General features: G+C 69.9%; 21 protein-coding genes. 14 read left to right on the forward strand and 7 right to left on the reverse strand.

Annotated elements, in window-relative coordinates; all coding sequences use genetic code 11:
• Positions 1-17 precede the first annotated feature (17 nt).
• From SOM08_RS18240 to SOM08_RS18260, 5 genes are all read left to right on the forward strand, one after another.
• Complete coding sequence (locus SOM08_RS18240; protein ID WP_116960779.1) at positions 18-638, forward strand: TRAP transporter small permease subunit; 621 nt, start codon at positions 18-20, stop codon at positions 636-638.
• The gene (locus SOM08_RS18245; RefSeq protein WP_322469458.1) at positions 638-2,641 is read left to right on the forward strand and encodes a TRAP transporter large permease; all 2,004 of its coding nucleotides are present in this window, start codon (positions 638-640) and stop codon (positions 2,639-2,641) included. Before SOM08_RS18240 ends, SOM08_RS18245 begins: the two co-directional genes overlap by 1 nt.
• Before the next feature lie 133 nt (positions 2,642-2,774).
• Entirely contained in the window at positions 2,775-3,656 is an 882-nt protein-coding gene (locus tag SOM08_RS18250) for a PPK2 family polyphosphate kinase (RefSeq protein WP_322469459.1), read from the forward strand.
• Between the two features lie 22 nt (positions 3,657-3,678).
• Positions 3,679-6,972: a fused isobutyryl-CoA mutase/GTPase IcmF gene (icmF, locus tag SOM08_RS18255; RefSeq protein ID WP_116960782.1), complete on the forward strand. Its 3,294-nt coding sequence runs from the start codon at positions 3,679-3,681 to the stop codon at positions 6,970-6,972.
• Positions 6,973-6,985: 13 nt separating this feature from the next.
• Positions 6,986-7,879 (forward strand): diacylglycerol/lipid kinase family protein, encoded by an 894-nt coding sequence (locus SOM08_RS18260; protein WP_322469460.1) that lies wholly within the window; start codon positions 6,986-6,988, stop codon positions 7,877-7,879.
• Here SOM08_RS18260 and SOM08_RS18265 read toward each other — a convergent pair whose 3' ends face one another.
• Complete coding sequence (locus SOM08_RS18265) at positions 7,880-9,154, reverse strand: right-handed parallel beta-helix repeat-containing protein (RefSeq protein WP_147326279.1); 1,275 nt, start codon at positions 9,152-9,154, stop codon at positions 7,880-7,882. It abuts the gene before it with no gap.
• Between the two features lie 126 nt (positions 9,155-9,280).
• On the opposite strand from SOM08_RS18265, the gene rocF reads away from it, so the two are divergent.
• Positions 9,281-10,216 carry an arginase gene (rocF, locus tag SOM08_RS18270; protein WP_116960785.1) on the forward strand — a complete coding sequence of 312 codons (936 nt, stop codon included), beginning with the start codon at positions 9,281-9,283 and terminating at the stop codon, positions 10,214-10,216.
• A gap of 81 nt (positions 10,217-10,297) precedes the next feature.
• On the opposite strand, the gene SOM08_RS18275 is transcribed toward rocF, so the two are convergent.
• Positions 10,298-10,597, reverse strand: a complete 300-nt coding sequence (locus tag SOM08_RS18275; protein WP_070397117.1) for an antibiotic biosynthesis monooxygenase family protein — start codon at positions 10,595-10,597, stop codon at positions 10,298-10,300.
• Complete coding sequence (locus SOM08_RS18280) at positions 10,542-12,248, reverse strand: GMC family oxidoreductase (RefSeq protein ID WP_322469461.1); 1,707 nt, start codon at positions 12,246-12,248, stop codon at positions 10,542-10,544. The genes SOM08_RS18275 and SOM08_RS18280 overlap by 56 nt, the downstream gene beginning before the upstream one ends.
• Positions 12,249-12,420: 172 nt before the next feature.
• Between SOM08_RS18280 and SOM08_RS18285 the strand changes: the two genes are divergently transcribed.
• A complete protein-coding gene (locus SOM08_RS18285; protein WP_322469462.1) occupies positions 12,421-13,278 on the forward strand; it encodes a 3-hydroxybutyryl-CoA dehydrogenase in 858 nt (285 codons plus the stop codon).
• Positions 13,279-13,334: 56 nt separating this feature from the next.
• Here SOM08_RS18285 and SOM08_RS18290 read toward each other — a convergent pair whose 3' ends face one another.
• Complete coding sequence (locus tag SOM08_RS18290) at positions 13,335-14,525, reverse strand: hypothetical protein (protein ID WP_322469463.1); 1,191 nt, start codon at positions 14,523-14,525, stop codon at positions 13,335-13,337.
• A gap of 346 nt (positions 14,526-14,871) precedes the next feature.
• Between SOM08_RS18290 and gorA the strand changes: the two genes are divergently transcribed.
• A complete protein-coding gene (gene gorA, locus SOM08_RS18295; RefSeq protein WP_116960788.1) occupies positions 14,872-16,275 on the forward strand; it encodes a glutathione-disulfide reductase in 1,404 nt (467 codons plus the stop codon).
• A gap of 24 nt (positions 16,276-16,299) precedes the next feature.
• On the opposite strand, the gene SOM08_RS18300 is transcribed toward gorA, so the two are convergent.
• On the reverse strand, positions 16,300-17,550 hold the full coding sequence (locus SOM08_RS18300; protein ID WP_322469464.1) for an MgtC/SapB family protein: 1,251 nt from the start codon (positions 17,548-17,550) through the stop codon (positions 16,300-16,302).
• A 38-nt stretch (positions 17,551-17,588) separates the two neighbouring features.
• On the opposite strand from SOM08_RS18300, the gene SOM08_RS18305 reads away from it, so the two are divergent.
• Genes SOM08_RS18305 through SOM08_RS18315 form a run of 3 tightly spaced genes read left to right on the forward strand, consistent with a single transcriptional unit; the run spans position 17,589 to position 21,854 of the window.
• Complete coding sequence (locus SOM08_RS18305; protein WP_116960790.1) at positions 17,589-19,097, forward strand: AMP nucleosidase; 1,509 nt, start codon at positions 17,589-17,591, stop codon at positions 19,095-19,097.
• Positions 19,098-19,108: 11 nt separating this feature from the next.
• Entirely contained in the window at positions 19,109-21,382 is a 2,274-nt protein-coding gene (locus tag SOM08_RS18310) for a xanthine dehydrogenase family protein molybdopterin-binding subunit (RefSeq protein ID WP_116960791.1), read from the forward strand.
• A gap of 10 nt (positions 21,383-21,392) precedes the next feature.
• Positions 21,393-21,854 carry a (2Fe-2S)-binding protein gene (locus tag SOM08_RS18315; RefSeq protein WP_322469465.1) on the forward strand — a complete coding sequence of 154 codons (462 nt, stop codon included), beginning with the start codon at positions 21,393-21,395 and terminating at the stop codon, positions 21,852-21,854.
• A gap of 1 nt (position 21,855) precedes the next feature.
• On the opposite strand, the gene purT is transcribed toward SOM08_RS18315, so the two are convergent.
• Both purT and asd read right to left on the reverse strand, forming a co-directional pair.
• Positions 21,856-23,061, reverse strand: coding sequence for a formate-dependent phosphoribosylglycinamide formyltransferase (gene purT / locus SOM08_RS18320; protein WP_116960793.1), 1,206 nt, complete (start codon positions 23,059-23,061; stop codon positions 21,856-21,858).
• Between the two features lie 25 nt (positions 23,062-23,086).
• Positions 23,087-23,938, reverse strand: a complete 852-nt coding sequence (gene asd / locus SOM08_RS18325) for an archaetidylserine decarboxylase (RefSeq protein WP_116960794.1) — start codon at positions 23,936-23,938, stop codon at positions 23,087-23,089.
• Positions 23,939-23,999: 61 nt separating this feature from the next.
• On the opposite strand from asd, the gene SOM08_RS18330 reads away from it, so the two are divergent.
• Genes SOM08_RS18330 through SOM08_RS18340 form a run of 3 tightly spaced genes read left to right on the forward strand, consistent with a single transcriptional unit; the run spans position 24,000 to position 26,017 of the window.
• Entirely contained in the window at positions 24,000-24,935 is a 936-nt protein-coding gene (locus SOM08_RS18330; protein ID WP_116960795.1) for an ATP-binding cassette domain-containing protein, read from the forward strand.
• Positions 24,935-25,762, forward strand: coding sequence for an ABC transporter permease (locus tag SOM08_RS18335; protein WP_322469466.1), 828 nt, complete (start codon positions 24,935-24,937; stop codon positions 25,760-25,762). The genes SOM08_RS18330 and SOM08_RS18335 overlap by 1 nt, the downstream gene beginning before the upstream one ends.
• A gap of 48 nt (positions 25,763-25,810) precedes the next feature.
• Positions 25,811-26,017 carry a hypothetical protein gene (locus SOM08_RS18340; protein WP_322469467.1) on the forward strand — a complete coding sequence of 69 codons (207 nt, stop codon included), beginning with the start codon at positions 25,811-25,813 and terminating at the stop codon, positions 26,015-26,017.
• Positions 26,018-26,038: the final 21 nt, after the last annotated feature.

The following is a 26,038-nucleotide window of genomic DNA, read 5'->3' on the forward strand; positions in this document are numbered from 1 at the left end:
TGTTTCCGGGGAACTCCATGCAAAAACTACTTCTCACGGTCGACGCCATATCGACCTGGTTCGGCAAGGCCTGCGCCTGGACGGTGGTGCTCCTGACGGCGCTGATCACCTGGGAGGTGTTCTCCCGCTACGTGCTCAACCACCCGCACGCCTGGGTGCTCGACGCCCAGATCATGCTGTACGGCGTGCTCTTCATGACGGCCGGCGCCTACACCCTGGCCAAGAACGGTCACGTGCGCGGCGACGTGCTCTACGGCTTCTTCCGCCCGCGCACGCAGGCCTCGATCGACCTCACGCTGTACATCCTGTTCTTTCTGCCGGGCGTCATCGCGCTCACCTGGGCGGGCTGGACCTTCGCCAACGAATCGCTCGCGATCCGCGAGCAGACCTTCAACGCCGACCCGCTCCCGGTCTACCCCTTCAAATTCTTCGTGCCGATCGCCGGCGCCTTCCTTTTGCTGCAGGGCATCGCCGAAATCATCCGCTGCGTGATCTGCCTGCGCACTGGCGCATGGCCCAGCAAGGAAGAGGACGTCGAAGAGGTCGACGTCGACAAGCTCAAGGAAATGGTGCACGTGAAAGACGCCGACATCGAAGCCCTGGACCAGACGCTGGTCAGCAAGAAAGGCGGTCAGTGATGGCGATCCGCAAGGAACTCTGGTTCGGCTTCACGCTGATGGGCGTCATCGTGGCCGGCGTGCTGGCCATGGTGTTCAGTGTCGACACCATGACCAACGGCCACTACGGCCTGCTCATGCTCTCGCTGGTGGTGGTGGCCATCATGCTGGGCTTTCCCACCGCCTTCACGCTCATGGGCATGGGCATGATCTTCACCTTCTTCGCCTACCACTCGGGCAACCAGACCGCGGCCGGCGCGATCACGCAGACACTGGATCTGATGGTGCAGCGCGCTTTCTCGGTGATGGCCAGCGACGTGCTGATCGCCATCCCCCTGTTCGTGTTCATGGGCTACCTGGTCGAGCGGGCGAACCTGATCGAGAAGCTCTTTCGCAGCCTGCATCTGTCGCTGGCGCGCGTGCCGGGCTCGCTGGCCGTGGCCACGCTGGTCACCTGCGCGGTGTTCGCCACGGCCACCGGCATCGTCGGGGCGGTGGTCACGCTCATGGGCCTGCTGGCGCTGCCGCAGATGCTCAAGGGCGGCTACGACACGCGATTGGCGGCGGGCGCCATCACCGCAGGCGGCTGCCTGGGCATCCTGATCCCGCCGTCGGTGCTGCTCATCGTCTACGGGGCCACGGCCGGCGTGTCGGTGGTCAAGCTGTACGCGGGGGCGTTCTTCCCCGGGCTCATGCTGGCGGGTCTGTACATCGTGTACGTGATCGTCATGGCCAAGCTCAAGCCGACCTGGGCACCGCCTCTGACCGCCGAGCAGCGTCGCGTGCCGCTGCCCGAGCCTCTGCTGAAGCTGGGCGCCACCGCCGGCAAGTCGGCCCTGCTCGGCCTGCTGTCGGCGCTCAAGGGCCGCAACAACCAGGGCGTCTCCACCGGCTACCTGCTGCGCCAGCTCGGCGTGGTGCTGTTGCCGGCGGCCCTGTTCGTGGCCGTGGCGGTGCTCAGCTACCCCAGCGCCAAGCCGGTGGCGGCCGATGTGCCGGCCGGTCTGGTGCCCCTGGGTCTGGGCGGCGGTGCACAGGACAGCGGCGGCGGCCTGGCCGAGCCACCGGGCGCCGACGACCAGGGACTGGCCGAGCCCGATGGCGGACTGAGCGAGCCGCCCAGCAGCGAAGGCGGCGATGGCTTGGCCGAGCCACCCTCCGCGGACGAGCCCGAGGCGCTGGGCGAGCCCGCGACCGGCGGCCTCGCCGAGCCTTCGGCGGCGCCGGCTGGCACGGGTGACGGCGCCTCGGGCGCTGACACTGCGCAGGGCGGCGCGGGCAGTGGCTACTGGATCGGCGTGGCCGTGGGAGCCCTCGCGCTCGCGGTGTTCTATGCGCTGTTCAGCTACGCCAGGGTCGAGATTTTCAAGATGCTGCTCGCCAGCTTCTTCCCGCTGATGGTGCTCATCCTGGCCGTTCTCGGCTCCATCGTGTTCGGCCTGGCGACGCCCACCGAAGCGGCCGCCGTCGGTGCCTTTGGCGGCCTTCTCCTGGCGGCCGCCTACCGGCAGCTCACGTTCAGCGTGGTCAAAGAAAGCGTCTTCCTCACGGCCAAGACGAGTGCGATGGTGTGCTGGCTGTTCGTGGGCTCGGCCATCTTCTCGGCCGCCTTCGCACTGCTGGGCGGACAGGAGCTGGTCGAGCAGTGGGTGCTGGGCATGAACCTGTCCAAAACCGAGTTCCTGATCCTGTCGCAGGTGATCATCTTCATCCTGGGCTGGCCGCTGGAATGGACCGAGATCATCGTGATCTTCATGCCCATCTTCATCCCGCTGCTGGACAACTTCGGCGTCGACCCGCTGTTCTTCGGCCTGCTGGTGGCGCTGAACCTGCAGACCGCCTTCTTGAGCCCACCGGTGGCCATGAGCGCGTTTTATCTGAAGGGCGTCGCACCGAAGCACGTGACGCTGAACCAGATCTTCGCCGGCATGATTCCCTTCATGGGCATACAGATCATCGCCATCGTTCTGCTGTACCTGTTCCCCGGGATCGGCCTGTGGCTGCCCTCGGTGCTCTACAACTGACCACCGCTCATCCTGTACAGGGGCGCTTCGGCGCCCCTTTTTTTCTGGTTTGCCGCTACCATTGACGTTTACGTTAACGTCAATTCGACCAAGCCCGGTTAGGGTGTCCGTCGCGCCCCCGCCAAGACCCGCCATGCCCAGCCCCAGCGACATCCGCCTGCCCTTCCCTGCGTCGGTGCTGCGCGCGCCCAAGGGCTCGGCCTGGCAGCGCTGGCAGATCGACCCCGAGGCCGCGCGGCCCCAGGTCTCGCTCAAGTCGCTCGATCCCGCCGAGAAGCCCTTTTCGGGCGGTGACAAGGCCGCCGACAAGGCCGCGGTGGAGCGGCTGGCCGATGAAATCGATCAGCTGCAGAACGTGTTCCATCCCGATGCGCGCTACAAGCTGCTGGTGGTGCTGCAGGGCACCGACACCGCCGGCAAGGACGGCACCGTGCGCGGCGTGTTCGGCCGCACCAGTCCGCTGGGCGTGCGCACCGTGGGCTGGAAGGCGCCCAGCGAGGCCGAGCGTGCGCACGACTACCTCTGGCGCATCCACCAGGCCATGCCCGGCAATGGCGAGATCGTCGTCTTCAACCGCAGCCACTACGAGGACGTGCTGGTGCCCGTCGTCAACGGCTGGATCGACAAGGCCCAGACCCAGCAGCGCTACGCGCACATCAACGACTTCGAGCGCCTGCTGGCCGAGACCGGCACCGTGGTCCTGAAGTTCATGCTGCACATCGGCTTCGACGAACAGCGCCAGCGCCTGCAGGACCGCATCGACGACCCCGAGAAGCACTGGAAGTTCAGCCTGGGCGACCTCGAGGTGCGCAAGCAATGGGGCGCGTACCAGAAGGCCTACGAGGACTTTCTGGAAACCACCAGCACGCCCTGGGCACCCTGGACCGTGGTGCCCGCCAACAGCAAGACCCACCGCAACCTCATGGTCGCCACCATCGTGCGCGATACCCTGCAGCGGCTGGCGCTGCGCTTCCCGCCCGACGACCCCGCGCTGAAGAACCTGCGCGTCGAATGAACCCACCCCAGAGAGACGAGCCATGACCCAGCTGAGCGCCGACTACCAGGCCCTGACCCAGTACCGCCCCAAGCACAAGGTGCGCTTCGTCACCGCAGCCAGCCTGTTCGATGGGCACGACGCGGCCATCAACATCATGCGGCGCATCCTGCAGGGCATGGGCGCCGAGGTGATCCACCTCGGTCACAACCGCAGCGTGGACGAGGTGGTCACCGCCGCCTTGCAGGAAGACGTGCAGGGCATCGCCATCAGCAGCTACCAGGGCGGCCACGTCGAGTACTTCAAGTACATGGTGGACCTGCTCAAGCAGCGCGGCGGCGCGCACATCCAGGTCTTCGGCGGTGGCGGCGGCGTGATCGTGCCGAGCGAAATCCAGGAGCTCCAGGCCTACGGCGTGGCGCGCATCTACAGCCCCGAGGATGGTCAGCGCATGGGCCTGCAGGGCATGATCGGCGAGATGGTCATGCGCTGCGACCACGACCTCTCATCGCACGCACCCAAGGCCTTGAAGGCCATCCAGGGCCACGGCGAGATGCACTGGCGCGCGCTGGCCCAGCTCATCACCGTGATCGAGAACGGACAGGCCGACGCCGCGCTGGTGCAGGCCGTGCGCGAGGCCGCCGCGCAGGTGAAGGTGCCGGTGCTCGGCATCACGGGCACCGGCGGCGCGGGCAAGTCCTCGCTCACCGACGAGCTCATCCGCCGCCTGCGCCTGGACCAGGGCGACGCCGCGCGCGCGGCCGTCATCAGCATCGACCCCTCGCGGCGCAAAAGTGGCGGTGCCCTGCTGGGCGACCGCATCCGCATGAACGCCATCGCGCCGTGGCAGAACGGTCCGCGCGTCTTCATGCGCTCCCTGGCCACGCGCGACTTCGGCAGCGAGATCAGCGCCGCCCTGCCCGATGTGATCGCCGCCTGCAAGGCCGCGGGCTTCGACCTCGTGATCGTGGAGACTTCGGGCATCGGCCAGGGCGACGCGGCCATCGTGCCGCACGTGGATGTGCCGCTGTACGTGATGACGCCCGAGTTCGGCGCCGCCAGCCAGCTCGAGAAGATCGACATGCTGGACTTCGCCGAGTTCGTGGCCATCAACAAGTTCGACCGCAAGGGTGCGGCCGATGCCTTGCGCGACGTCGCCAAGCAGGTGCAGCGCAACAAGGAGGCCTGGGGCAAGCGGGCGGACGAGATGCCCGTCTTCGGCACCATGGCCGCGCGCTTCAACGACGACGGCGTGACCGCGCTCTACCAGGCGCTCAAGCCCCGCCTGGCCGGGCTCGGCCTGGCGCTGAAAGAAGGCAGCCTGCCCGTGGTGGACGTGCGCCACAGCACCAACCAGACCCCCGTGGTGCCGCCCGCGCGCACGCGCTACCTGGCCGAGATCGCCGACACCGTGCGCGGCTACAAGAAGTCCGTGCGCGAACAGGCGCGCCTGGCACGCGAGATCCAGCAGCTGCAGGCCACGGCGGGCATGCTGCGCAAGGACAAGCCCGAGCGTGCCCGCGCCGCCGAAGCGGTGATCGACCTGGCCCAGGTGCGCGAACTCGACCAGGACCCGGGCGCGCGCAAGCTGCTGGCGCAGTGGCCGGACATGCAGAAGGCCTACGCGGGCGACGAGTACGTGGTGAAGATCCGCGACAAGGAAATCCGCACGGCGCTCACCACCAAAAGCCTGTCGGGCACGGTGATCCGCAAGGTGGCGCTGCCGGGCTACGAAGACCACGGCGAACTGCTCAAGTGGCTGATGCTGGAGAACGTGCCCGGTAGCTTCCCCTACACCGCCGGCACTTTCGCCTTCAAGCGCGAAGGCGAGGACCCCACCCGCATGTTCGCCGGCGAGGGCGACCCCTTCCGCACCAACCGGCGCTTTCGGCTGCTGTCCGAAGGCATGCCGGCCAAGCGCCTGTCCACCGCCTTCGACTCGGTCACGCTGTACGGCAACGACCCCGACCCGCGCCCGGACATTTACGGCAAGGTCGGCAACTCGGGCGTGAGCATCGCCACGCTGGACGACATGAAGGTGCTCTACGGCGGCTTCGACCTCTGCCACCCGGCCACCTCCGTGTCCATGACCATCAACGGCCCGGCGCCCAGCATCCTGGCCATGTTCATGAACACGGCGATCGACCAGAACCTGGAGAAATTTCAGGCCGACAACGGCCGCGAGCCCACCGCCACAGAGGCCGCCAAGATCCGCGAATGGGTGCTGGCCAATGTGCGCGGCACGGTGCAGGCCGACATCCTGAAGGAAGACCAGGGCCAGAACACCTGCATCTTCAGCACCGAGTTCAGTCTCAAGGTGATGGGCGACATCGCCAGCTACTTCGTGCACCACGACGTGCGCAATTTCTACTCGGTGTCCATCAGCGGCTACCACATCGCCGAGGCCGGGGCCAACCCGATCAGCCAGCTCGCCTTCACGCTGTCGAACGGCTTCACCTTCGTGGAGGCCTACCTCGCACGCGGCATGCACATCGACGACTTCGCGCCCAACCTGAGCTTCTTCTTCAGCAACGGCATGGACCCCGAGTACACCGTGATGGGCCGCGTGGCACGGCGCATCTGGGCCGTGGCCATGCGCGACAAGTACGGTGCCAACGAGCGCAGCCAGAAGCTCAAGTACCACATCCAGACCAGTGGGCGCAGCCTGCACGCGCAGGAAATCCAGTTCAACGACATCCGCACCACCCTGCAGGCGCTGATCGCCATCTACGACAACTGCAACAGCCTGCACACCAACGCTTTCGACGAGGCCATCACCACGCCCACCGAAGACTCGGTGCGCCGCGCCATGGCGATCCAGCTCATCATCAACCGCGAGTGGGGCCTGGCCAAGAACGAGAACCCCAGCCAGGGCAGCTTCATCATCGAGGAGCTGACCGAGCTGGTGGAGGAGGCGGTGCTGGCCGAATTCGAGCGCATCGCCGAGCGCGGCGGCGTGCTCGGCGCCATGGAGACCGGCTACCAGCGCGGCCGCATCCAGGATGAGTCCATGCACTACGAGATGCTCAAGCACACCGGCGAGCTGCCCATCATCGGCGTGAACACCTTCCGCAACCCACACGGCGACCCGATACCGCAGTCGCTGGAGCTGGCGCGCTCCACCGAAGATGAAAAGCAAAGCCAGCTCAAGCGCCTGCAGGACTTTCATGCCCGCCACGCGGCCGAGTCGCCCGCGATGCTGGCGCGCCTCAAGCGCGCCGTGATCGAGAACGGCAACGTGTTCGAGGTGCTGATGGACGCGGTGCGCTGCTGTTCGCTGGGCCAGATCACCAGCGCGCTGTTCGAGGTGGGCGGCCAGTACCGGCGCAACATGTGACGGCGCCGCCTCCGTGCGTGCCGTCCTCGTCAATCCCGCCGCTCGCGCCGGCAGGGCCCCGGCCCTGCTACCCGAGCTGCGCCGCGCCCTGCCCGCCGACGTGACCCTGCACGTGCCCGACAGCGCCGACGCGGCGCTCGCCGTGCTGCACGCCCTGCCCCCTGGCAGCCGCGTGGTGGCCGTGGGCGGCGACGGCACCTTGCACCGCTGGCTGCCCGCGCTGATCGCGCGCGACCACGAGCTGGGCCTGGTGCCCCTGGGCAGCGGCAACGACGTGGCGCGCGCGCTCGGCCTGGGGGGGGAGGCGCCGCTGACCTGGCTGTCGCATGCGCTCAACGCGCCGCCCAGCTTCATGGACCTCGGCCTGGCCCTCTGGCACGACGGCCAGGGCCGCCCGCACGAGACGCCCTTCATCTCCAGCCTGAGCGCGGGCTTCGACGCCGCCGTGGCGCGCCGCGCCATCGACGGCCCGCCCCGCCTGCGCGGCCTGCCGCGCTACCTCTGGGCCACGCTGCGCGAACTCGCGGCCCTGCGCACCTGGGCGCTGGACATCACCGTGGACGGCGAGCACCTGCACAGCGGTCCCGCCCTGTTCGCGGCCAGCCTGAATACGCCCAGCTTTGGTGGCGGCATGCCCGCCACGCCGGGCGCGCGCACGCACGACGGCCTGCTCAACCTGTTGCTGGCGGGGCCGTTCACGCGCGGCGGCGCGCTGCGCATGCTGCCGCGCCTGCTGCGCGGCCGCCACCTGGGCCACCCCCGCATCCACACCCAGGCCTTCGAGGCCCTGCTGATCCTGGCACGGGGCGACCTGCCGCTGGCCGCCGACGGCGAATGGCTGGGCTTCGCCCGCTCCGTTCAGGTGGTGGTGCGGCCTTCGGCGCTGCGTGTGGTGCGCAAGGGCTGATCAAGGCGCCGACTGCAGGGCCCCGGCCACCCGGCTTCCCCCGGCGATGGCGCGCAGCACGAAGGGGCTGGGCGTGTCGTTCACATAGGCTGCGTCCGGCACGCCCGACAGGCCGATGCGGGCCTGCAGCGTGGCGTTGGGCCAGAAGTTCGGCGCGCCCACGTTGCTGGCGCCAGGGATGTTGGCCGCCATGTCGAAAACGTTCTGGCTCTGGCCCACGCTGCCGCTGGAGAAGCCGCCGGCGATCAGCGTGGGGCTGCCCGTGCCCGCGAACAGGTTGGCGGTGAGGCCCACGGCGCTGGCGCCGCTGGCCACGTACAGGTAGCCGCCGCCCGATCGCGTGCTCACCAGGGTGTTGTGCACCAGCTGCAGCGAGCGCGAGGGATTGGTGTAGCCCTCGAAGCCATAGGCGACGAGGTAGGCGTTGTCGGCGTTCGGGCCCTTCTGCATGAGGTTGCCACGCAGGACGACCTGACCACCGTTCGGGAAGTCGGTCTGGTAGCTGGCGGTGCCGCTGGGGCCGTCCATGAAGTAGCTGTTCTCGATCAGGTTGTCGCGCGCGCGGCTCTTCAGGTTGTGCCCGATGCGGGCCTGGCGGAAGAAGCTGGCGCGCACCACCAGGCGGTCGATCTGGTTGACATAGAGGTTGTGCGTATAGCCATCGCCGCGCCCGTTGCCCGCGAACTCGGTGTAGCTGATGTCAATGCTGCCGTTGCCCGGGTTCGCCAGCAGGCCGTTCTCGTTGTCGTAGAAGCCGCTGTTGAGGATGCGCAGGGTCCCGCTGGTGTGCTCGGCACGGATGCCGGCGCCGTTCTGGTCGGGCACGGTGGCGTTGTGGAAGGAAATGCCATCCACCGTGACGTTGGCGCCACCGATGACCCAGATGCCCTTGCCGCGCGCGTTCTGGCCGTCGGCGTACATGCGCGCGGGGCCGCCCGCGCCGCAGATGGTCAGGTTGCCGGCCGTCCATTGCGCGACGGCGGCCGAGCCCCGGTAGTCGCCCGCGCTGATGCGGATGGTGTCGCCCGACTGGGCGGCGGCCGCGGCGGCGGCGGGCGAGGCATAGGTTTTGCCGGGGCCCACCTCGAGCACGCGGCCGGCCGGGCTGGCGCAGGCATTGCCCAGGCCAGGGCCCGCGCCCGGTGGCAAGGGCGTCACGCTGGAGGGCGGCAAGGGAGAGGACGGGGACTGGCCGGGGCCATCGGAGCCACCGCCACCGCCGCAGGCGGCCAGGCCGGCGAGCAGCGCGGGAATGCACAAGAGACGAAGCAGCATACGGGCGCGGGGCCGGGCGGCGGCCCGGCGCAGAACAGGAGAACGGGGGAGTATCCGGTGTCGGCTGGCCTCACGCGCCCCGCCCAGGGTAGCGATTCGTAACAGTCGCGCGGAGAATGCCGAGCCATGCAAGCCCCCATCACCCTCATCGGCGCGCCCACCGATATCGGCGCCGGCGCGCGCGGCGCGTCCATGGGCCCGGAGGCCCTGCGCGTGGCCGGCCTCGCGGCCGTGCTGCAGGCCCAAGGCCTCACGGTGCACGACCGCGGCAACCTGACCGGCCCGGCCAACCCCTGGCGCCCGCCGCAAGGCGGCTACCGGCACATCGAGGAGGTGGCGGCCTGGAACCACGGCCTGCACGGCGCCGTGCTGGACGAGCTGCGCGCCGGCCACCTGCCCATCGTGCTGGGCGGCGACCACTGCCTGGGCCTGGGCTCCATCAGCGCGGTGGCCCGGCACTGCCGCGAAAGACACAAAAAGTTGCGTGTGCTGTGGCTGGACGCGCACGCCGACTTCAACACCGCCGCCCTCACGCCCAGTGGCAATCTGCACGGCATGCCGGTGGCCCTGCTGTGCGGCCTGGGCCCGCCCGAACTCACGGGCATCGGCGGCCACACGCCCGCGATCCGCCCGCAGGACATCCGCCAGATCGGCATCCGCAGCGTGGACGCGGGCGAAAAGCGCCTGGTGCACGAGCACGGGCTGGAGGTGTTCGACATGCGCACCATCGACGAGATGGGCATGCGCCACACCATGGAGCTGGCACTCGCGGGCGTCGACGGCGACACCCACCTGCACGTGAGCTTCGACGTCGATTTCCTGGACCCAGAGATCGCGCCCGGCGTGGGCACCACGGTGCGCGGCGGACCCACCTACCGCGAGGCGCAGCTGTGCATGGAAATGATCGCGGACACCGGCCGGCTGGCCTCGCTCGACGTGATGGAGCTGAACCCGGCGCTGGACGTGCGCAACCGCACGGCCGAACTGGCGGTCGACCTGGTGGAGAGCCTGTTCGGCAAGTCGACCCTCATGAGAAAGCAAGCACCGACGCGCGCGACTTGATCGAGGACGCCGCGGAACCGGCTCCCCCGGGCCGCAGGCATCGCCCCCTGGGGGCTGACGCGCGCAGCGCGGCGCAGGGGATCAACTCTTGCCCACCAGCTCCAGGTGCTCCACCACCGGCGGCTGCGCGAAGAACGGCCCCACGATGGCGCGCCACTCGGCGAAGGCCGGCGAGCCGCGGAAGCCCACGGTGTGGTCCTCCAGCGTGTCCCAGTAGATCATCAACAGGTAGCGGCCCGGGCTCTCGATGCTGCGGTTGACCTTGAAGCCCTGGAAGCCCTTGGCTGTCGAGATGACGGTGCTCGCGCCGCGCAGGATGGCTTCCTCAAACGCCGAGGCCTTCGAGGGATCGATGCGGATGTCCGCGTGTTCCAGGATCATGTGCTGTCTCCGTTGTGGTTTCGGCCGCGGCGCGGCGTGCGGCGCGGATCATATCCACCGCCTTCTCGGCGATCATGATCACGGGGGCATTGGTGTTGCCGCCCACGATGCGCGGCATCACCGAGGCATCGACCACGCGCAGGCCGCGCACGCCGTGCACGCGCAGCTCAGGGTCCACCACGGCGCCCTCGCCCGGTCCCATGCGGCAGGTGCCCACCGGGTGGTAGATGGTGTCGGCGTGGCCGCGCACGAACTGTTCGATCTGCGCCGCGCTCTGTGCGTCGGCCGAGGCCCGCGACTCCACGCCGCCGAAGCGCGCCAGCGCGGGCTGGCTCAGCAGCTGCCGCATGCGCTGGAAGCCGAGCACCAGGCGCGCGGTGTCGTCCGGGTCGCTCAGGAAGGCCGGGTCGATCAGCGGCATCACCTGCGGGTCGCGGCTGGCCAGTCGCAGCGTGCCCCGGCTCTTGGGGCGCAACAGACAGACATGGCAGGAGTAGCCGTGGCCGAACACCGTCTTGCGCCCATGGTCCACCAGCTTGCCGATGACGAAGTGCAGCTGCAGGTCGGGAATGGCCTCGTCGGGCGAGCTGCGGATGAAGCCGCCCGCCTCGGCGAAGTTGGTGGTGAGCAGGCCGGTGCGCGCGCGCCGCCACTCGCCGATGCCGCGCAGCGCCGCCAGCGCACCCCGCAAGGACAGGCCGAACAGCTCGGTCGCGCGCGGCGCGCTGACCACCTGCACCACGTCCACGTGGTCGTGCAGGTGGGCGCCCACGTCGGGCAGGTGGTGCAACACCCGGATGCCGTGCTCGCGCAGCTGATCGCCCGGCCCGATGCCCGAGAGCATGAGCAGTTGCGGCGAGCCAAAGGCACCGGCGCTGAGCACCACCTCGCCACCGTCGCGGCAGCGCGCCAGCTGCAAGGGGCCGCGCCCGCCCTTGGCGCGGTACTCCACGGCCACGGCGCGCGGTGCCTGGCCAGCCGCCTCGTCCAGCACCACGCGGCAGACCAGCGCATCGGTGATGACCGTGAGATTGGGCCGGCCCAGGTGCGGCGTGAGGTAGGCCTTGGCCGCGCTGAAGCGCTCGCCATGCTGGTGCGTGACCTGGTAGTGGCCGATGCCCTCCTGATCGGCGCCGTTGAAGTCGGCATTGATCGGGTAGCCCGCCTCGCGCCCCGCCTCGATGAAGTGCGGCACGAAGGGGTTGGGGCTGGTGAGGTCGCGCACGTTCAGCGGCCCGCCAGTGCCGTGAAAGGCGTCGGCGCCACGCTCGTTGTGCTCGGCGCGCTTGAAGATCGGCAGCACGTCGGACCAGGCCCAGCCCGGGTTGCCCGCGGCGGCCCAGGCGTCGTAGTCGCTGGGGTGGCCACGCGCATAGATCATGGCGTTGACCGAGCTGGAGCCGCCCAGCACCTTGCCGCGCGGCTGGTAGCCGCGCCGCCCGTTCAGGCCGGGCTGGGGCACGGTCTCGTAGCACCAGTTCGCCTGCCCGTTCTTGGCCAGCACCGCCAGCCCGGCGGGGCAGTGGATGAGCACGCTGCGGTCGGGCGGCCCGGCCTCGATGAGGGCCACGCGCAGGGCCGGGTCCTCGCTGAGCCGGCCGGCCAGCACGCAGCCGGCCGATCCGCCGCCCACGATGATCACGTCGTACATGCTGTCTCCTGCATTGCCGGCGGCACCCGGATGGGTACGCGACAATGGGCGGCCAAGGTAGCAGGCGCCCCCTTGCCGGTGTAGGCAGACCTGCCTAGCCGCGACGCCCCGACACCCGCGCATCACGCGGGTTTCCCCTGATCCCACTCCCTTTCTCGACGAGGTTCTTCGCATGAGCAGCAACAGCATCCAGACGGTCGGCATCATCGGCTCGGGCACCATGGGCAATGGCATCGCCCAGGCCTGCGCCACCAACGGCCTGCGCGTGGTCATGGTCGACATCGCGCAGGCCGCTCTGGACAAGGGCCTGGCCACCGTCGCCGGCAGCCTGGACCGGTTGATCAAGAAAGAGAAGATGACGGCCGAGGCCAAGGCCCAGGCGCTGTCGCTGATCAAGACCAGCACGAACTACGAGGACCTCAAGGGCGCGCAGCTGGTGATCGAGGCCGCCACCGAGAACGAACCGCTGAAGGTCAAGATCCTGCAGCAGCTCGACGCCCTGCTCGCGCCCGAGGTGATCGTCGCCACCAACACCAGCTCGATCAGCATCACCAAGCTGGCCGCCGCCACGAAGCGCGCCGACCGCTTCATCGGCATGCACTTCTTCAACCCCGTGCCCATGATGGCGCTGGTGGAAATCATCCGCGGCCTGCAGACCAGCGACGCCACGCACGCCACGGTGAAGGCCCTGGCCGAGGCCCTGGGCAAGACGCCGATCACGGTGAAGAATGCGCCGGGCTTCGTGGTCAACCGCATCCTGGTGCCCATGATCAACGAGGCCTTCTTCGTGCTGGCCGAGGGCCTGGCCACGGCCGAGGACATCGACGCCGGCATGAAGCTGGGCACCAACCAGCCCATCGGCCCGCTCGCGCTGGCCGACATGATCGGCCTGGACGTGTGCCTGGCCGTCATGAACGTGTACGTCGAGGAATACAACGACAGCAAGTACCGCCCCTGCCCGCTGCTCAAGGAAATGGTGGCCGCGGGCTACCTGGGGCGCAAGACGGGGCGCGGCGTCTACACGTACTGAAGCGCCGCACACGGGGCGCTTCACCAGGCACGGGCTTATGCACCCGACACCCTGGGTCACTCGTCCTCGCAGACCTTGCCGGTGGGGTAGGTCGTGGTGGTGCCGCTCAGGGCGCGCATGTAGGCCAGGTAACGCTCGGCGCGCTCGGGGGTGTTGGCGGTGATGGCTTCGATCTTGAGCGTGATGGCATATCCATCCTTACCCGCCTTGCTTTTTTGTGCGGGAGGAAAGTCAGCCTCAAAGGTCTCGGACATGCACGCGGTGGAGGCCATGCTGGCGTCGGCCAGGGCCAACAGCGTGTGGCCCGATCGGTCCTGGCTGTTCATTGGGAGGCTCACGTTGGACACCGGCAGGTAGGTGCCATCCACCCGGCGCAGGCCATTGATGACGAGGTCGCTGTCAGCCAGCACATACGGACCGCGCAAGGTGGGAGAGGCCGGCGCGATGTGCACCACCTGGGCCGCGACATAGCCGGTGTCCTCGCCCACCGCCGCGCCAGCCTGGCGCGAATGGGCCAGAGAAGCGTCGTAAGCGGCATTGACGAACAGGTTGCCCTGCGAATGGGCCACGAGCACGGTGCGTTCGGCCCGCTGGCCGGCCCGGATCAGTTGCGCGGTGTGTTCGGCCATGTCCTGTGCGGTGGGCGGGTCCGCAGCCAAGGCCGTGCTCAACGCCGTGATCTTGGCCAGCGTCGCATTGGCCAGTGCATCGAACCAATTGCCCAGTGCCTTGTCGCTGCGTCCCACGCGGGCCACCAATCGCTGGGTGAAGGAACCCGGCTGATCGTTCTGGCCGCTGACTTGCTCCCAGAAGTGCTCCCAGCGCCGGGGCAGCAGGCCATTCAACTCCGTGCTGCGCTGGCGGAACATCTCGGCCACGTCCTGCAGACATACGTCGTCGTCGCTGCGCTTGCATGTCTGGTTATAGAAGAGCTCGTAGCGCACCGGCGCACCCCGCCAGTTGGTTCCCAGGAATTCGTCCTTCTTCATCACCTCCAGCGAACGCTCCGCCTCAGTTCTTGTATTCCACACCCCATTGAAGAACCCCACCAGATCGGCCATGGTGTAGCAGGGGTACTGAAAGTCGACGCCGAAACCGACGCCTTCAAAGGTGTCCAGGTACTGGGCGTACGGTTTGTCGTCGGCGTAAGGCCAGGTTCGGTACCGGTCCCCGCGAGACCAGTAGGGAAACCGAGGGATCAGGTCCACCGCGGGATCCGGTGGCCAAGGCGTGGTGGCCTTTTTCACCTCGGGGTCCGTTGTTCGGGTCGCGGTGGATAGCGGTCGTTGGTCTCGATGGCCTGCTGCTTCAAGCGGACGTCTCCGCACAGTTGCTAGGGTTTGGGGCCCGCGGCCAGCGTGGCGGTGCACAGCAGCAAGGGCATCGACGCCCACGGATATCGGATGCGCATGGTTTTCCCCCTGAGGTGGCCATGGCACCGGATGTCCAAGGCACGGCACCAGCTTAGGCAGCCCCGCCCATGCATACCCTCAGGAGTTGGGCCGAAGGTGGACAGTCAAGGCCCCCCAACCGTCCGGGGAACTGAGACAAGACCCGACATCACGCCGCGCCGCTCGCCTACCATCCCCCCCCATGAGCGCTTACGACTTCGATCTCTTCGTCATCGGCGGTGGCAGCGGCGGCGTGCGCGCCGCGCGCATGGCCGCGCAGCGTGGCCAGCGCGTGGCCCTGGCCGAGGTGCTGGGCACCGATGGCCTGGGTGGCACCTGCGTCAACGTGGGCTGCATCCCCAAGAAGCTGTACAGCTACGCGGCGCACTACCACGAGGCCTTCGCCGAAGCGGCCGGCTATGGCTGGCACGTGGGGGAAACACACCTCGACTGGGCCACGCTCAAGGCCAACCGGGCCCAGGAGATCGCGCGCCTGAACAGCGTCTACGCCAACCTGCTCAGCGGCGCCGGCGTCACGCGGCTCGACGGCTTCGCGCGCCTGGTCGGCGACCACGACATCGAACTCGCCACGCTGCACGCCGACGGCTCGCCGGGCCACCAGCGCTTCAGTGCCGCCCACATCCTGATCGCCACGGGCGGCACGCCCCATGTGCCGCACTTCAGCGGGCGCGAGCACGTGATCACCAGCAACGAGGTGTTCGACCTCGAGCCCTTCCCGAAGCGCCTGCTCATCGTCGGCGGCGGCTACATCGCCTGCGAGTTCGCCTCCATCTTCAACGGCCTGGGCGCGCGGGTGACGCAGCTCTACCGCGGCGAGCAGGTGCTGCGCGGCTTCGACGACGAGATCCGCCACTTCGCGGCGGCCGAGATGGCCAAGGCCGGCGTGGACCTGCACCTCAATGCCGGCGTGGTCGACATCCGCAAGACCGCCGACGGCCTCGTCGTGACCTGCGAGGACGGCAATACCCTCACCGTGGACGCCGCGCTCTATGCCACCGGCCGGGTGCCCAATACCCAGGGACTCGGGCTGGACACCGTGGGCGTGGCCCAGGGGGCCCAGGGCGAGGTGCTGGTCAATGAGCGCTACCAGACCAACGTGCCGCACATCCGCGCCGTCGGCGACGTGACCAACCGCGTGCAACTCACGCCGGTGGCCTTGGGCGAGGCCATGGTGGTGGTGGACGATCTCTGCGGCCCCGCGCCCGGCAAGGCCGCGCGCGAGATGAGCTACGACTTCGTGCCCACCGCCGTCTTCACGCACCCCAGCATCGGCACCGTGGGCCTCACCGAAGCCCAGGCGCGTGAGCGCTTCGGGGAGGTCACCGTCTTTCGCAGCGAGTTCAAGGCCTTGAAGCACACCCTGTCGGGCCGCACCGAGCGCACGCTGATGAAGCTGGTGGTGGACACCCGGAGCGACCGCGTGGTGGGCCTGCACATGGTGGGCGCCGAGGCCGGCGAGATCGTGCAGGGCTTCGCCGTCGCGCTCAAGGCCGGCGCCACCAAGGCGGTGTTCGACAGCACCATCGGCATCCACCCGACGGCGGCCGAGGAGTTCGTCACCATGCGCGAGCCGGTGCGCCGCTGAGCGCACGGCGGGCCGCTCGCCCCCTCAGCCCCACCAGGCCAGCAGGGCCACGCCCAGCAGCGTGTGCAGCCACAGCCCCGGCGCCAACCAGCGCAGGTAGGCCCAGCCGCCCGACGCGAACGCGGTGACCGACTTGCTGCCCGCGTGCACCAGCAGCACCAGCATCAGCGCGTGCCGAGACCCTTCAGCGGGCGCCGCGTCGCTGAACACCGCCGCCACCGAGGCGTGCAGATCGGCCAGGGCGCCCACCACGGCGCCGGCCATCAGGCCCGCCTGGCCCAGCCAGGCCTGCAGGCCGTGCACCAGGGCCTGCACGGCCGCCAGCAGCGCCGCCACGGCCAGCGCACCGCCCAGACTGAACATGCGGTCGTCGCGCGCGCTCGGCAAGGCCTCGGTGCGCGGGGTGGCGCCCGTCACCACCACGTCCTTGACCTCGCCACGCACGAGCCACCAACCCCAGGCCAGCGCCAGCGTGGCGGCCACCAGCACGGGCAGCCACAGCACCGGCAGCCAGGCCGGGCGCACGGCGGCCGCCACCAGCAGCAGCTGCAGTTGCGTCGACACGCAGGACAGCAGGCCCCCGCCGGCCATGGCGCGCGCGGGGGCGCTGCCCTCGCGCGCCGCCAGGCCCATGCTGGCGATGGTGGCGGTGCTCGACACGAAGCCCGAGGCCAGCGCCGACAGCGCCACCGCGTGCCGCGTGGCCAGCAGCCGGCGCGCCAGGTGGGCCGCCGACTGCAGGGTCAGCAGCAGGGCCAGCAAGGTGCCGATGGTGCGCGGATTGAGCGCCTCGCCCCACAGCGGCCGATCGGGCAGCAGGGGCAGGCCCAGCAACACCAGCGCCACCAGCAGCAGGCCGTCGCGCAGCTCGGCGGCGCGCAGCCAGTGATTGACGAAGCGGTGGGCCCGATCGCGCACCGCCAGCACCACCGTCAAGCCCACGGCCAGGCCCGCCGCCAGCGCGGCGCTGTGCGCGCTCAACACGCCGACCAGGTAGGTCAGCAGCAAGGCCACCTCGGTCGTCACGCCAGGGTCCTCGGAGCGGTCCTTCAGGTAGGCCACCAGGCCCAGGCCCGCGACGAAGGCCGCGCCCGCCACCACAATGCCGCTCAGCCCGGTGAGCGCCGCCGCGGCGCCCGTGACGCAGGTGAGCGCAAAACTGCGCAGGCCGGCCAGGGCGCGCGTCGGCCCCGCGCCCTTGCGCCGCTCGCGCTCGATGCCCACCAGCAGGCCGCAGCCCAGCGCCACGGCCAGGGTGGCGGCCGCGTGGGACAAATCGGGGGAGTTCAGGCCGTTCACTTCACAATAGCCGCATGCAAAAAACGCCCGAATTTACCGCCCCCCAGCGCTTCGACGACCCGGACGCCGCGCTGGATCAGGTGCGCCGCATCTACCAGCACAGCGTCGAGTTCCTGCGCCAGGCCCTGCACGACTACGTCGGTGGCGCCGATTTCCACGACGTGCGCGTGCGCGCCTGCTACCCCTACGTGCGGCTGGTGAGCCACAGCAACCTGCGCCTGGGCGAAGGGGCCGACGAACTCGGCCGCCAGCGCCTGAGCTACGGCTTCGTGGCCGGCCCGGGCCGCTACGAAACCACCCTCACCCGCCCCGACCTGTACGGCGACTACTACCGCGAGCAGTTCCGCCTGCTGCTGGCCAACCACGGCGGCGAGATCGAGATCGGCACCAGCACCCAGCCCATCCCTATCCATTTCTCGTTCGCCGAGCACGACCACGTGGAAGGCCAGATGGGCGCCACGCGCCGCGCCTTCATGCGAGACGTCTTCGACCTGCCCGATCTCACGGCCATGGACGACGGCATCGCCAACGGCACCCACGAGCCCGGCCCGGGCGATCCGCACCCGCTGGCCCTGTTCACCGCCCCGCGCGTGGACTACTCGCTGCAGCGCATGCGCCACTACACCGGCACCTCGCCCGACTGGTTCCAGAACTTCGTGCTGTTCACCAACTACCAGTTCTACATCGACGAGTTCATCAAGCTCGGCCACGCCGAGATGGACAAGCCCGACAGCCCCTACATCGCCTTCATCGAGCCGGGCAACGTGGTCACGCGGCGCAAGGGCCTGGACGCCCGGCCCGGCGACGAGCTGGGCCACGCGCCGCCGCGCCTGCCGCAGATGCCCGGCTACCACCTGGTGCGCGAGGACCGCAGCGGCATCACCATGGTCAACATCGGCGTCGGCCCGGCCAACGCCAAGAACATCACCGACCACATCGCCGTGCTGCGCCCGCACGCCTGGCTGATGCTGGGCCACTGCGCCGGCCTGCGCACCACGCAGCAGCTGGGCGACTACGTGCTGGCACACGCCTACGTGCGCGAAGACCACGTGCTCGACGAGGAGTTGCCGCTGTGGGTGCCCATTCCCGCACTCGCCGAGATCCAGCTCGCGCTGGAGGCCGCGGTGGCCGACGTGACCGGCGTGCCGCCGGCCGAGCTCAAGCGCATCATGCGCACCGGCACCGTGGCCAGCACCGACAACCGCAACTGGGAGCTGCTGCCCGACAACACGCCTCAACGGCGTTTCTCGCAGTCGCGCGCGGTGGCGCTGGACATGGAGTCGGCCACCATCGCGGCCAACGGCTTCCGCTTCCGCGTGCCCTACGGCACCCTGCTGTGCGTGAGCGACAAGCCGCTGCACGGCGAGATCAAGCTGCCCGGCATGGCCAATCACTTCTACCGCGAGCGCGTGGACCAGCACCTGCGCATCGGCATCCGCGCGGTGGAGCTGCTGCGCGCGGGCGGCGTGGACCAACTGCACAGCCGCAAGCTCAGGAGCTTCGCGGAGGTGGCCTTCCAGTAAGGAGAAGCCGCATGGCGACCACCCGACGCAAGTTCGTCCTCGGCACCCTGGGCATCGCCGGCGCCCTGGTGGTGGGCTGGGGCCTGATGCCACCGCGCCAGCGCCTCACCACGGCGCAGCCGCTGCCCACGGGCGAAGGCGAGGTGGCCTTCAACGGCTGGGTCCGGATCGCGCGCGACGGCACGGTCACCGTGACGCTGGCCAAGAGCGAGATGGGCCAGGGCGTGGTCACCTCCTTGTGCATGCTGCTGGCCGAGGAGCTGGACGCCGACTGGTCGCGCGTGCGCTGGCAGCCGTCGCCCATCGACGCCATCTACAACAACATCGCCAGCGTGGTCGACGGCCTGCCGGTGCACCCCGACACCGACAACCTCGCCGTCGACGCCGTGCGCTGGCTCACCGCCAAGGCCATGCGCGAGATCGGCGTGATGATGACCGGCGGCTCGTCCAGCGTGAAAGACCTGTGGCTGCCCATGCGCCAGGCCGGCGCGTCCGCGCGCCAGATGCTGGTGGCCGCCGCCGCCGCGCAATGGGGCGTCGCCGCGGCCGACTGCGGCACCGAGAACGGCGAGGTGATCGCGCCCGACGGCCGCCGCCAGGGCTACGGCGCCCTGGCCGCCGCGGCGGCGCAGCAAGCGCTGCCGCGCGACCCGCCGCTCAAGGCGCCCGAGCGCTTCAAGCGCATCGGCCAAGCCACGCGCCGCCTGGACACGCCCGGCAAGATCGATGGCAGCGCGCGCTTCGGCATCGACGCCCTGCCCGAAGGCCTGCTGTACGCCAGCGTGCGCCTGTGCCCCACCCTGGGTGGCCGCGCGCACAGCCACGACGACGCCGCGGCGCGCGCGGTGCGCGGCGTCAAGGCCGTGCTGGCCGTGGAGCCCTTGCGCGGCGGCACCGGCGGCGTGGCGGTGATCGCCGACCACCCCTGGCGCGCCCGCCAGGCGGCCGACAAGCTGGACGTGAACTGGGACCACGGCGCGCTCGCCAGCTTCTCCAGCGCGCAGGCCATCGAGGGTTTCGCCGCCGCCGCGCGCACCGAAAAGGGCTTTGCCTTCTACGAGACCGGCGAGGTGGACGCCGCGCTCGCAGGCGCCGCGGCGCGCATCGAGGCCGAGTACCGCGCACCGTACCTGGCCCATGAGGCCCTGGAGCCCATCAACTGCACCGTGCTGTTCGAGGGCAACAAGGCCACGGTGTGGGTGTCGACCCAGGTGCCCGGGCTGGCGCGCAAGGCCGCGGCCGGGGCCCTGGGCCTGCCCGACGAGGCCGTGGCGGTGCATGTGCTCATGCTGGGCGGCGGCTTTGGCCGCCGGCTGGAGGTGGACTTCATCGCCCAGGCCGCCGCCATCGCCAAGGCGGTGCCGGGACATCCGGTGCAGACGCTCTGGAGCCGCGAGCAGGACATCCGCCACGACCTGTACCGCCCGGCCTGCGCGGCGCGCTTCGAGGCTGGCTTCGACGCCGACAAGCGGCTCGTCGCCTGGAAAAACACCAGCGCGGGCCAGGCCATCGTGCCGCAGGTGCTCACGCGCGCCTTCGGCCTGCCCGGCGGCGGGCCCGACAAGACCACCAGCGAGGGCGCTTTCGACCAGGCCTACGAGTGGCCAGCCGCCCGCATCGCGCACGTCAAGGTGGACGCGCCGCTGCAGGTGGGCTTCTGGCGTTCCGTGGGGCATTCGCACCAGGCCTTCTTCAAGGAAGGCTTCGTCGACGAGTGCGCGCACGCGGCGGGCCAGGACCCGCTGGCCTTTCGCGAATCGCTGCTGCGCCGGCACCCGAAACAGCTGGCCGTGCTGCGGGCCGCCGCCCAGGCCGCGGGCTGGGGCACCCCCTCGCCGCCCGCGCCCGACGGCGCGCGGACCGCGCGCGGCATCGCCCTGCACGATTCCTTCGGCTCCACGGTCGCGCAGGTGGCCGAGGTCTCGCTCGGCCCCGACAAGGCCATCCGCGTGCACCGCGTCTGGTGCGCCATCGACTGCGGCTTTGCCGTCAACCCGGCGGGTATCCGCCAGCAGTTGGAGGGCGGCGTGGTGTTCGGCCTGTCGGCCGCGCTGCATGGCGGCGTGGAGATCGTCGACGGCCAGGTGCAGCAGAGCAACTTTCACGACCAGCCCATCCTGCGGCTCAACGAAGCGCCGCGCGTGGACTGCCTGATCCTGCCGGGTGACGGCTCCCCCGAGGGTGTGGGCGAGCCCGGTGTGCCGCCGATCGCGCCCGCCGTGGCCAACGCGCTGTTTGCGCTCACCGGGCAGCGCCTGCGCAGCCTGCCCCTGAAACTCGCCTGAGGAGCCGCCCATGACCACCGCGCTCAATGTGAACGGCCGCGACCTCAGCGTCGACGCCGACCCCGACACGCCCCTGCTGTGGGTGCTGCGCGCCGACCTGAAACTCACCGGCACCAAGTTCGGCTGCGGCGTGGCCCTGTGCGGCGCCTGCACGGTGCACGCCAACGGCCAGCCCATCCGCGCCTGCGTCACGCCGGTCTCCGCGGTCGCGGGGCAGGCCATCACCACCATCGAAGGCATCGAAGGTCCCGAGATCGCCGCCCTGCGCGCGGCCTGGACCGCCGTGGACGTGGTGCAGTGCGGCTACTGCCAGGGGGGCCAGCTCATGAGCGCCTGCGCGCTGCTCAAAAGCAATCCCCGGCCCGACGACGCGGCCATCGACGCGGCCATGAGCGGCAATCTGTGCCGCTGCGGCACCTACCAGCGCATCAGGGAAGCGGTCGCGCTCGCGGCGCAACAGGCCAGGGGCTGAGTCAGGCGGCGCGGCGCGGCTTCACCTTCGAGGCCGCGAGCTTGGCGTTCTCGCGCGCGCGCTGCACGTCGGCCTCGCGCGCCAGCGCGACGCCCATGCGCCGCTTCTGAAAGCTCTCGGGCTTGCCGAACAGGCGCAGCTCGGTGCCGGGCACGCGCAGGGCCTCGTCCACGCCGTCGAAGGCGATGCCCTGGGCCTCCACGCCGCCATAGATCACGGCGCTGGCGCCCGGGCTCTTGAGCGCGGTGTCCACCGGCAACCCCAGGATGGCGCGCGCGTGCAGCTCGAACTCGTTCTGCCACTGCGTGACCATGGTCACCATGCCGGTGTCGTGCGGGCGCGGGCTGACCTCGCTGAACCACACCTGGTCGCCGGCCACGAACAGCTCCACGCCGAACAGGCCCTGGCCACCCAGGTTGTCGGTGATGGCCTTGGCGATCTCGCGGCTCTTGCGCAGGGCCTCGGCGCTCATGGGGTGCGGCTGCCAGCTCTCGACGTAGTCGCCGCCCACCTGCACATGCCCGATGGGTTCGCAGAAGTGCGTCTCGGCCTGGCCGCCGGCGCCCAGCGCGCGCACCGTGAGCAGGGTGATCTCGTAGTCGAAGCGGATGAACCCCTCGACGATGACCCGCCCGTGACTCACCCGGCCGCCGGCCATGGCGAAGTCCCAGGCCTTCTGCACGTCGGCGGGGCCGTCGATCTTGCTCTGTCCCTTGCCGCTGCTGCTCATCACGGGCTTGACGATGCAGGGGTAGCCGATGCCGCTGTCGATGGCCGCCTGCAGCTCCTGCAGGGAATCGCAGAACTGGTAGGGGCTGGTCGGCAGGCGCAGCGTCTCGGCCGCCAGGCGGCGGATGCCCTCGCGGTCCATGGTGAGCCGGGCGGCGCGCGCGGTGGGGATCACGCGCACCACGCCCGCGGCCTCGAGTTCCTGCAGCATGGGCGTGGCGATGGCCTCGATCTCGGGCACCACCAGGTGCGGGCGCTCGCGCTCGATCAGCGCCTTGAGCTGGGCCGGGTCGCTCATGGCGATGGTGTGCGCGCGGTGCGCCACCTGATGACCGGGCGCGTTCTCGTAGCGGTCGACCGCGATGGTCTCCACGCCCAGGCGCTGCAGGGCGATCAGCACCTCCTTGCCGAGTTCGCCGCTGCCCAGCAGCATGACTTTGGTGGCCGAGGGCGACAGCGGCGTGCCGAGCGTGGTCATGGTGATGTCCCGAGGAAAGAAAGATTCAGAGCGCGCTGCCCATGGCCTCGCCCAGGCGCACGGGGCGCGCGGCGGTCCAGTCGGGGCGCAGGGCGATGGTGTCCGGCGGCCACAGCAGCACCACCGTGGAGCCGAGCAGGAAGCGGCCCATCTCGGCGCCTTGGTCGAACGAGAGGGGCGCGTCGTCGTAGCGCCATTCGCGCACGGTGCCCGGACGCGGCGGGTTGACCACGCCGTGCCAGGTGGTGGCCATGCTGCCCACGATGGTGGCGCCCACCAGCACCAGTGCGAAGGGCACGGTGCGCTCGCCCACAGGCATGTCGAACAGGCAGACCACGCGCTCGTTGCGCGCAAACAGGCCCGGCACGCCCGCGGCCGTGGCCGGGTTCACCGAGAACAGCTCGCCCGGCACGTGCAGCATGCGCCGCAGCGTGGCCGCCGCCGGCATGTGGATGCGGTGGTAGTCGCGCGGGCTCAGGTAGATGGTGGCGAAGCTGCCGCCCTGGAAGGCCTGGGCCAGCGCCGCGTCGCCGCCCAGCAGCGTGCGCGTGTCGTAGTGGTGGCCCTTGGCCTGGAAGATGCGGTCGCCTTCGATGCGGCCCAACTGGCTGATCGCCCCGTCCACCGGGCAGACGAAGGCTGCGTCGGCCAGCGGGCGCGCGCCGGGTTTCAGGGCGCGCGTGAAGAACTCGTTGAAGGTGCCGTAGGCGGTGGGGTCGGGGTTCGCCGCCTCGGCCATGTTCACCTGGTAGCGCGCGATGAAGCGGCGGATGGCCCACTGGGTGAGCGCGCCGGCGCGCGCGCCGGCGAAGGCGCCCGCCAGACGGGTAAGCGCCCCCTTGGGCAGAAGGTATTGGAGTTGGACGGCCAGCGACATGGGTGGCGGATTGTAAAAGTGGAACCCGTGGGGGTTTGAGGCGGCAGGCACAATGCCTTGGATGAGCACACCCCTGTTCGAAGCCACCGAGCTGGTCAAACGCTACGGCGAGAACACGGTCGTCAACGGCGTGAGCTTCGCCATCCACCCTGGCGAATGCCTCGGCGTGATCGGCCCCAACGGCGCCGGCAAGACCACCACCATCCGCATGTGTCTGGGCCTCACCGCGCCCGATGGCGGGCGCATCCACGCCTTTGGCAAGGACATGCCGCGCGACGCCATGGCCATCAAGGCGCAGCTCGGCGTGGTGGCCCAGATGGACACGCTGGACCCGGACTTCAACTGCGCGGAGAACCTGCTGGTCTATGGCCGCTACTTCGGCCTGAAGGACGCGCTCATCCGTGAGCGCATCCCGCGCCTGCTGGAGTTCGCCGCGCTCACGCACAAGGCCACGGCCCGCCCGGGCGAACTCTCGGGTGGCATGAAGCGCCGGTTGAGCCTGGCGCGCGCGCTGGTGAACGACCCGCGCCTGCTGATGCTCGACGAGCCCACCACCGGCCTGGACCCGCAGGCCCGCCACCTGATGTGGGAGCGCCTGCAGGTACTGCTGCAGCAAGGCAAGAGCATCCTGCTCACCACGCACTTCATGGACGAGGCCGAGCGCCTGTGCTCGCGCCTGCTGGTGCTGGACCACGGCCGCAAGATCGCCGAAGGCCGGCCGCGCGCGCTCATCGCCGAGCACCTCGAGCCCGATGTGGTGGAGGTCTACGGCCCCGGCGCGCTGGACCTCGCCCAGCGCGAGGAACACGCCCCGCTGCGCGCCCTGGCCGCGCGCGTGGAGGTGAGCGGCGAGACCGTGTTCTTCTACACCGCGCAGGCGCAGCCGCTGCTGGCCGCCCTGGGCGAGCACCACCAGCTGCGCACGCTGCACCGGCCCGCCAATCTCGAGGACCTGTTCCTCAAGCTCACCGGACGACAAATCAGGGAAGACGGCTGATGACCACAACCACCCTCACCCCCATGAATCCCTGGGCCCCGCCGCGCCTGTCCTGGCGCTGGTGGCCGGTGTTCCTGCGCAACCTGCTGGTCTGGCGCAAGCTGGCCCTGCCCAGCGTGGTGGCCAACATCGCCGAACCGCTGATCTGGCTGGTGGCCTTCGGCTATGGACTGGGCGCGCTGGTGGGCACGGTGAACATGGGCACGCCCGGCGGCTCGGTGGCGGTGCCCTACATCCTGTTCCTCGCCAGCGGCAGCATCTGCATGAGCGCCATGAACGCGGCCACCTTCGAGGCGCTGTACTCGGCCTTCTCGCGCATGCACGTGCAAAAGACCTGGGACGGCATCATGAACGCGCCCGTGCGGCTGGACGACGTGGTGCTGGCCGAAATGCTCTGGGCCGGCTTCAAGTCGCTGTTCACGGTGACGGTGATCCTGCTGGTCATGCTGGGCCTGGGCATCACGCACTCGCCCAAGTTGCTGGTGGCCTGGCCGGTGCTGGGCCTCGTGGGCATCACCTTCTCCTGCATCGCGCTGGTGTTCAACGCGCTGGCCAAGGGCTACGACTTCTTCAGCTACTACTTCACGCTGGTGATCACGCCCATGATGTTTCTCTCGGGCGTGTTCTTCCCGCGCGAGCAGTTGCCCGGGCCGGTGCTGCTGTTCTCCGACCTGCTGCCGCTGACGCACGCGGTGCAGCTGGTGCGCCCGCTGTTCCTGGACCAATGGCCCACGGACGCGGCGCTGCACCTGCTCGTCCTGGTGGTCTACGCCATCGGAACGTTCTGGCTCGCGCTGGCCCTCACGCGCAAGCGTTTCGCGCGCTGAGGGCAGGGCCCGGGGCCCATCGCTGGCATCGAACAGCGGGGGCCGGTGGTGAGCGCCGCATACGACGCGCGCGCCGCGCACGGAGCCGAGCTGACGGCGCTCGCGGGCACCGATGAGGTCACCCTCTATGGCAATGGTTGGCCCACCATCACCTGCGTCGCGACGCTGAACGGCAGCGGCGGCATCGACCGGGTCGGCATGAGCGGCAGCGGCGACGGGGCCCTGGTGCTCTACGCCAGCCGGATCAGGGCCTGAGCGCGGGCACGCCCCGCGCCC

The organism is Hydrogenophaga sp. SNF1 (assembly GCF_034421675.1).
GTDB classification, from domain to species: Bacteria; Pseudomonadota; Gammaproteobacteria; order Burkholderiales; family Burkholderiaceae_C; genus Hydrogenophaga; species Hydrogenophaga borbori.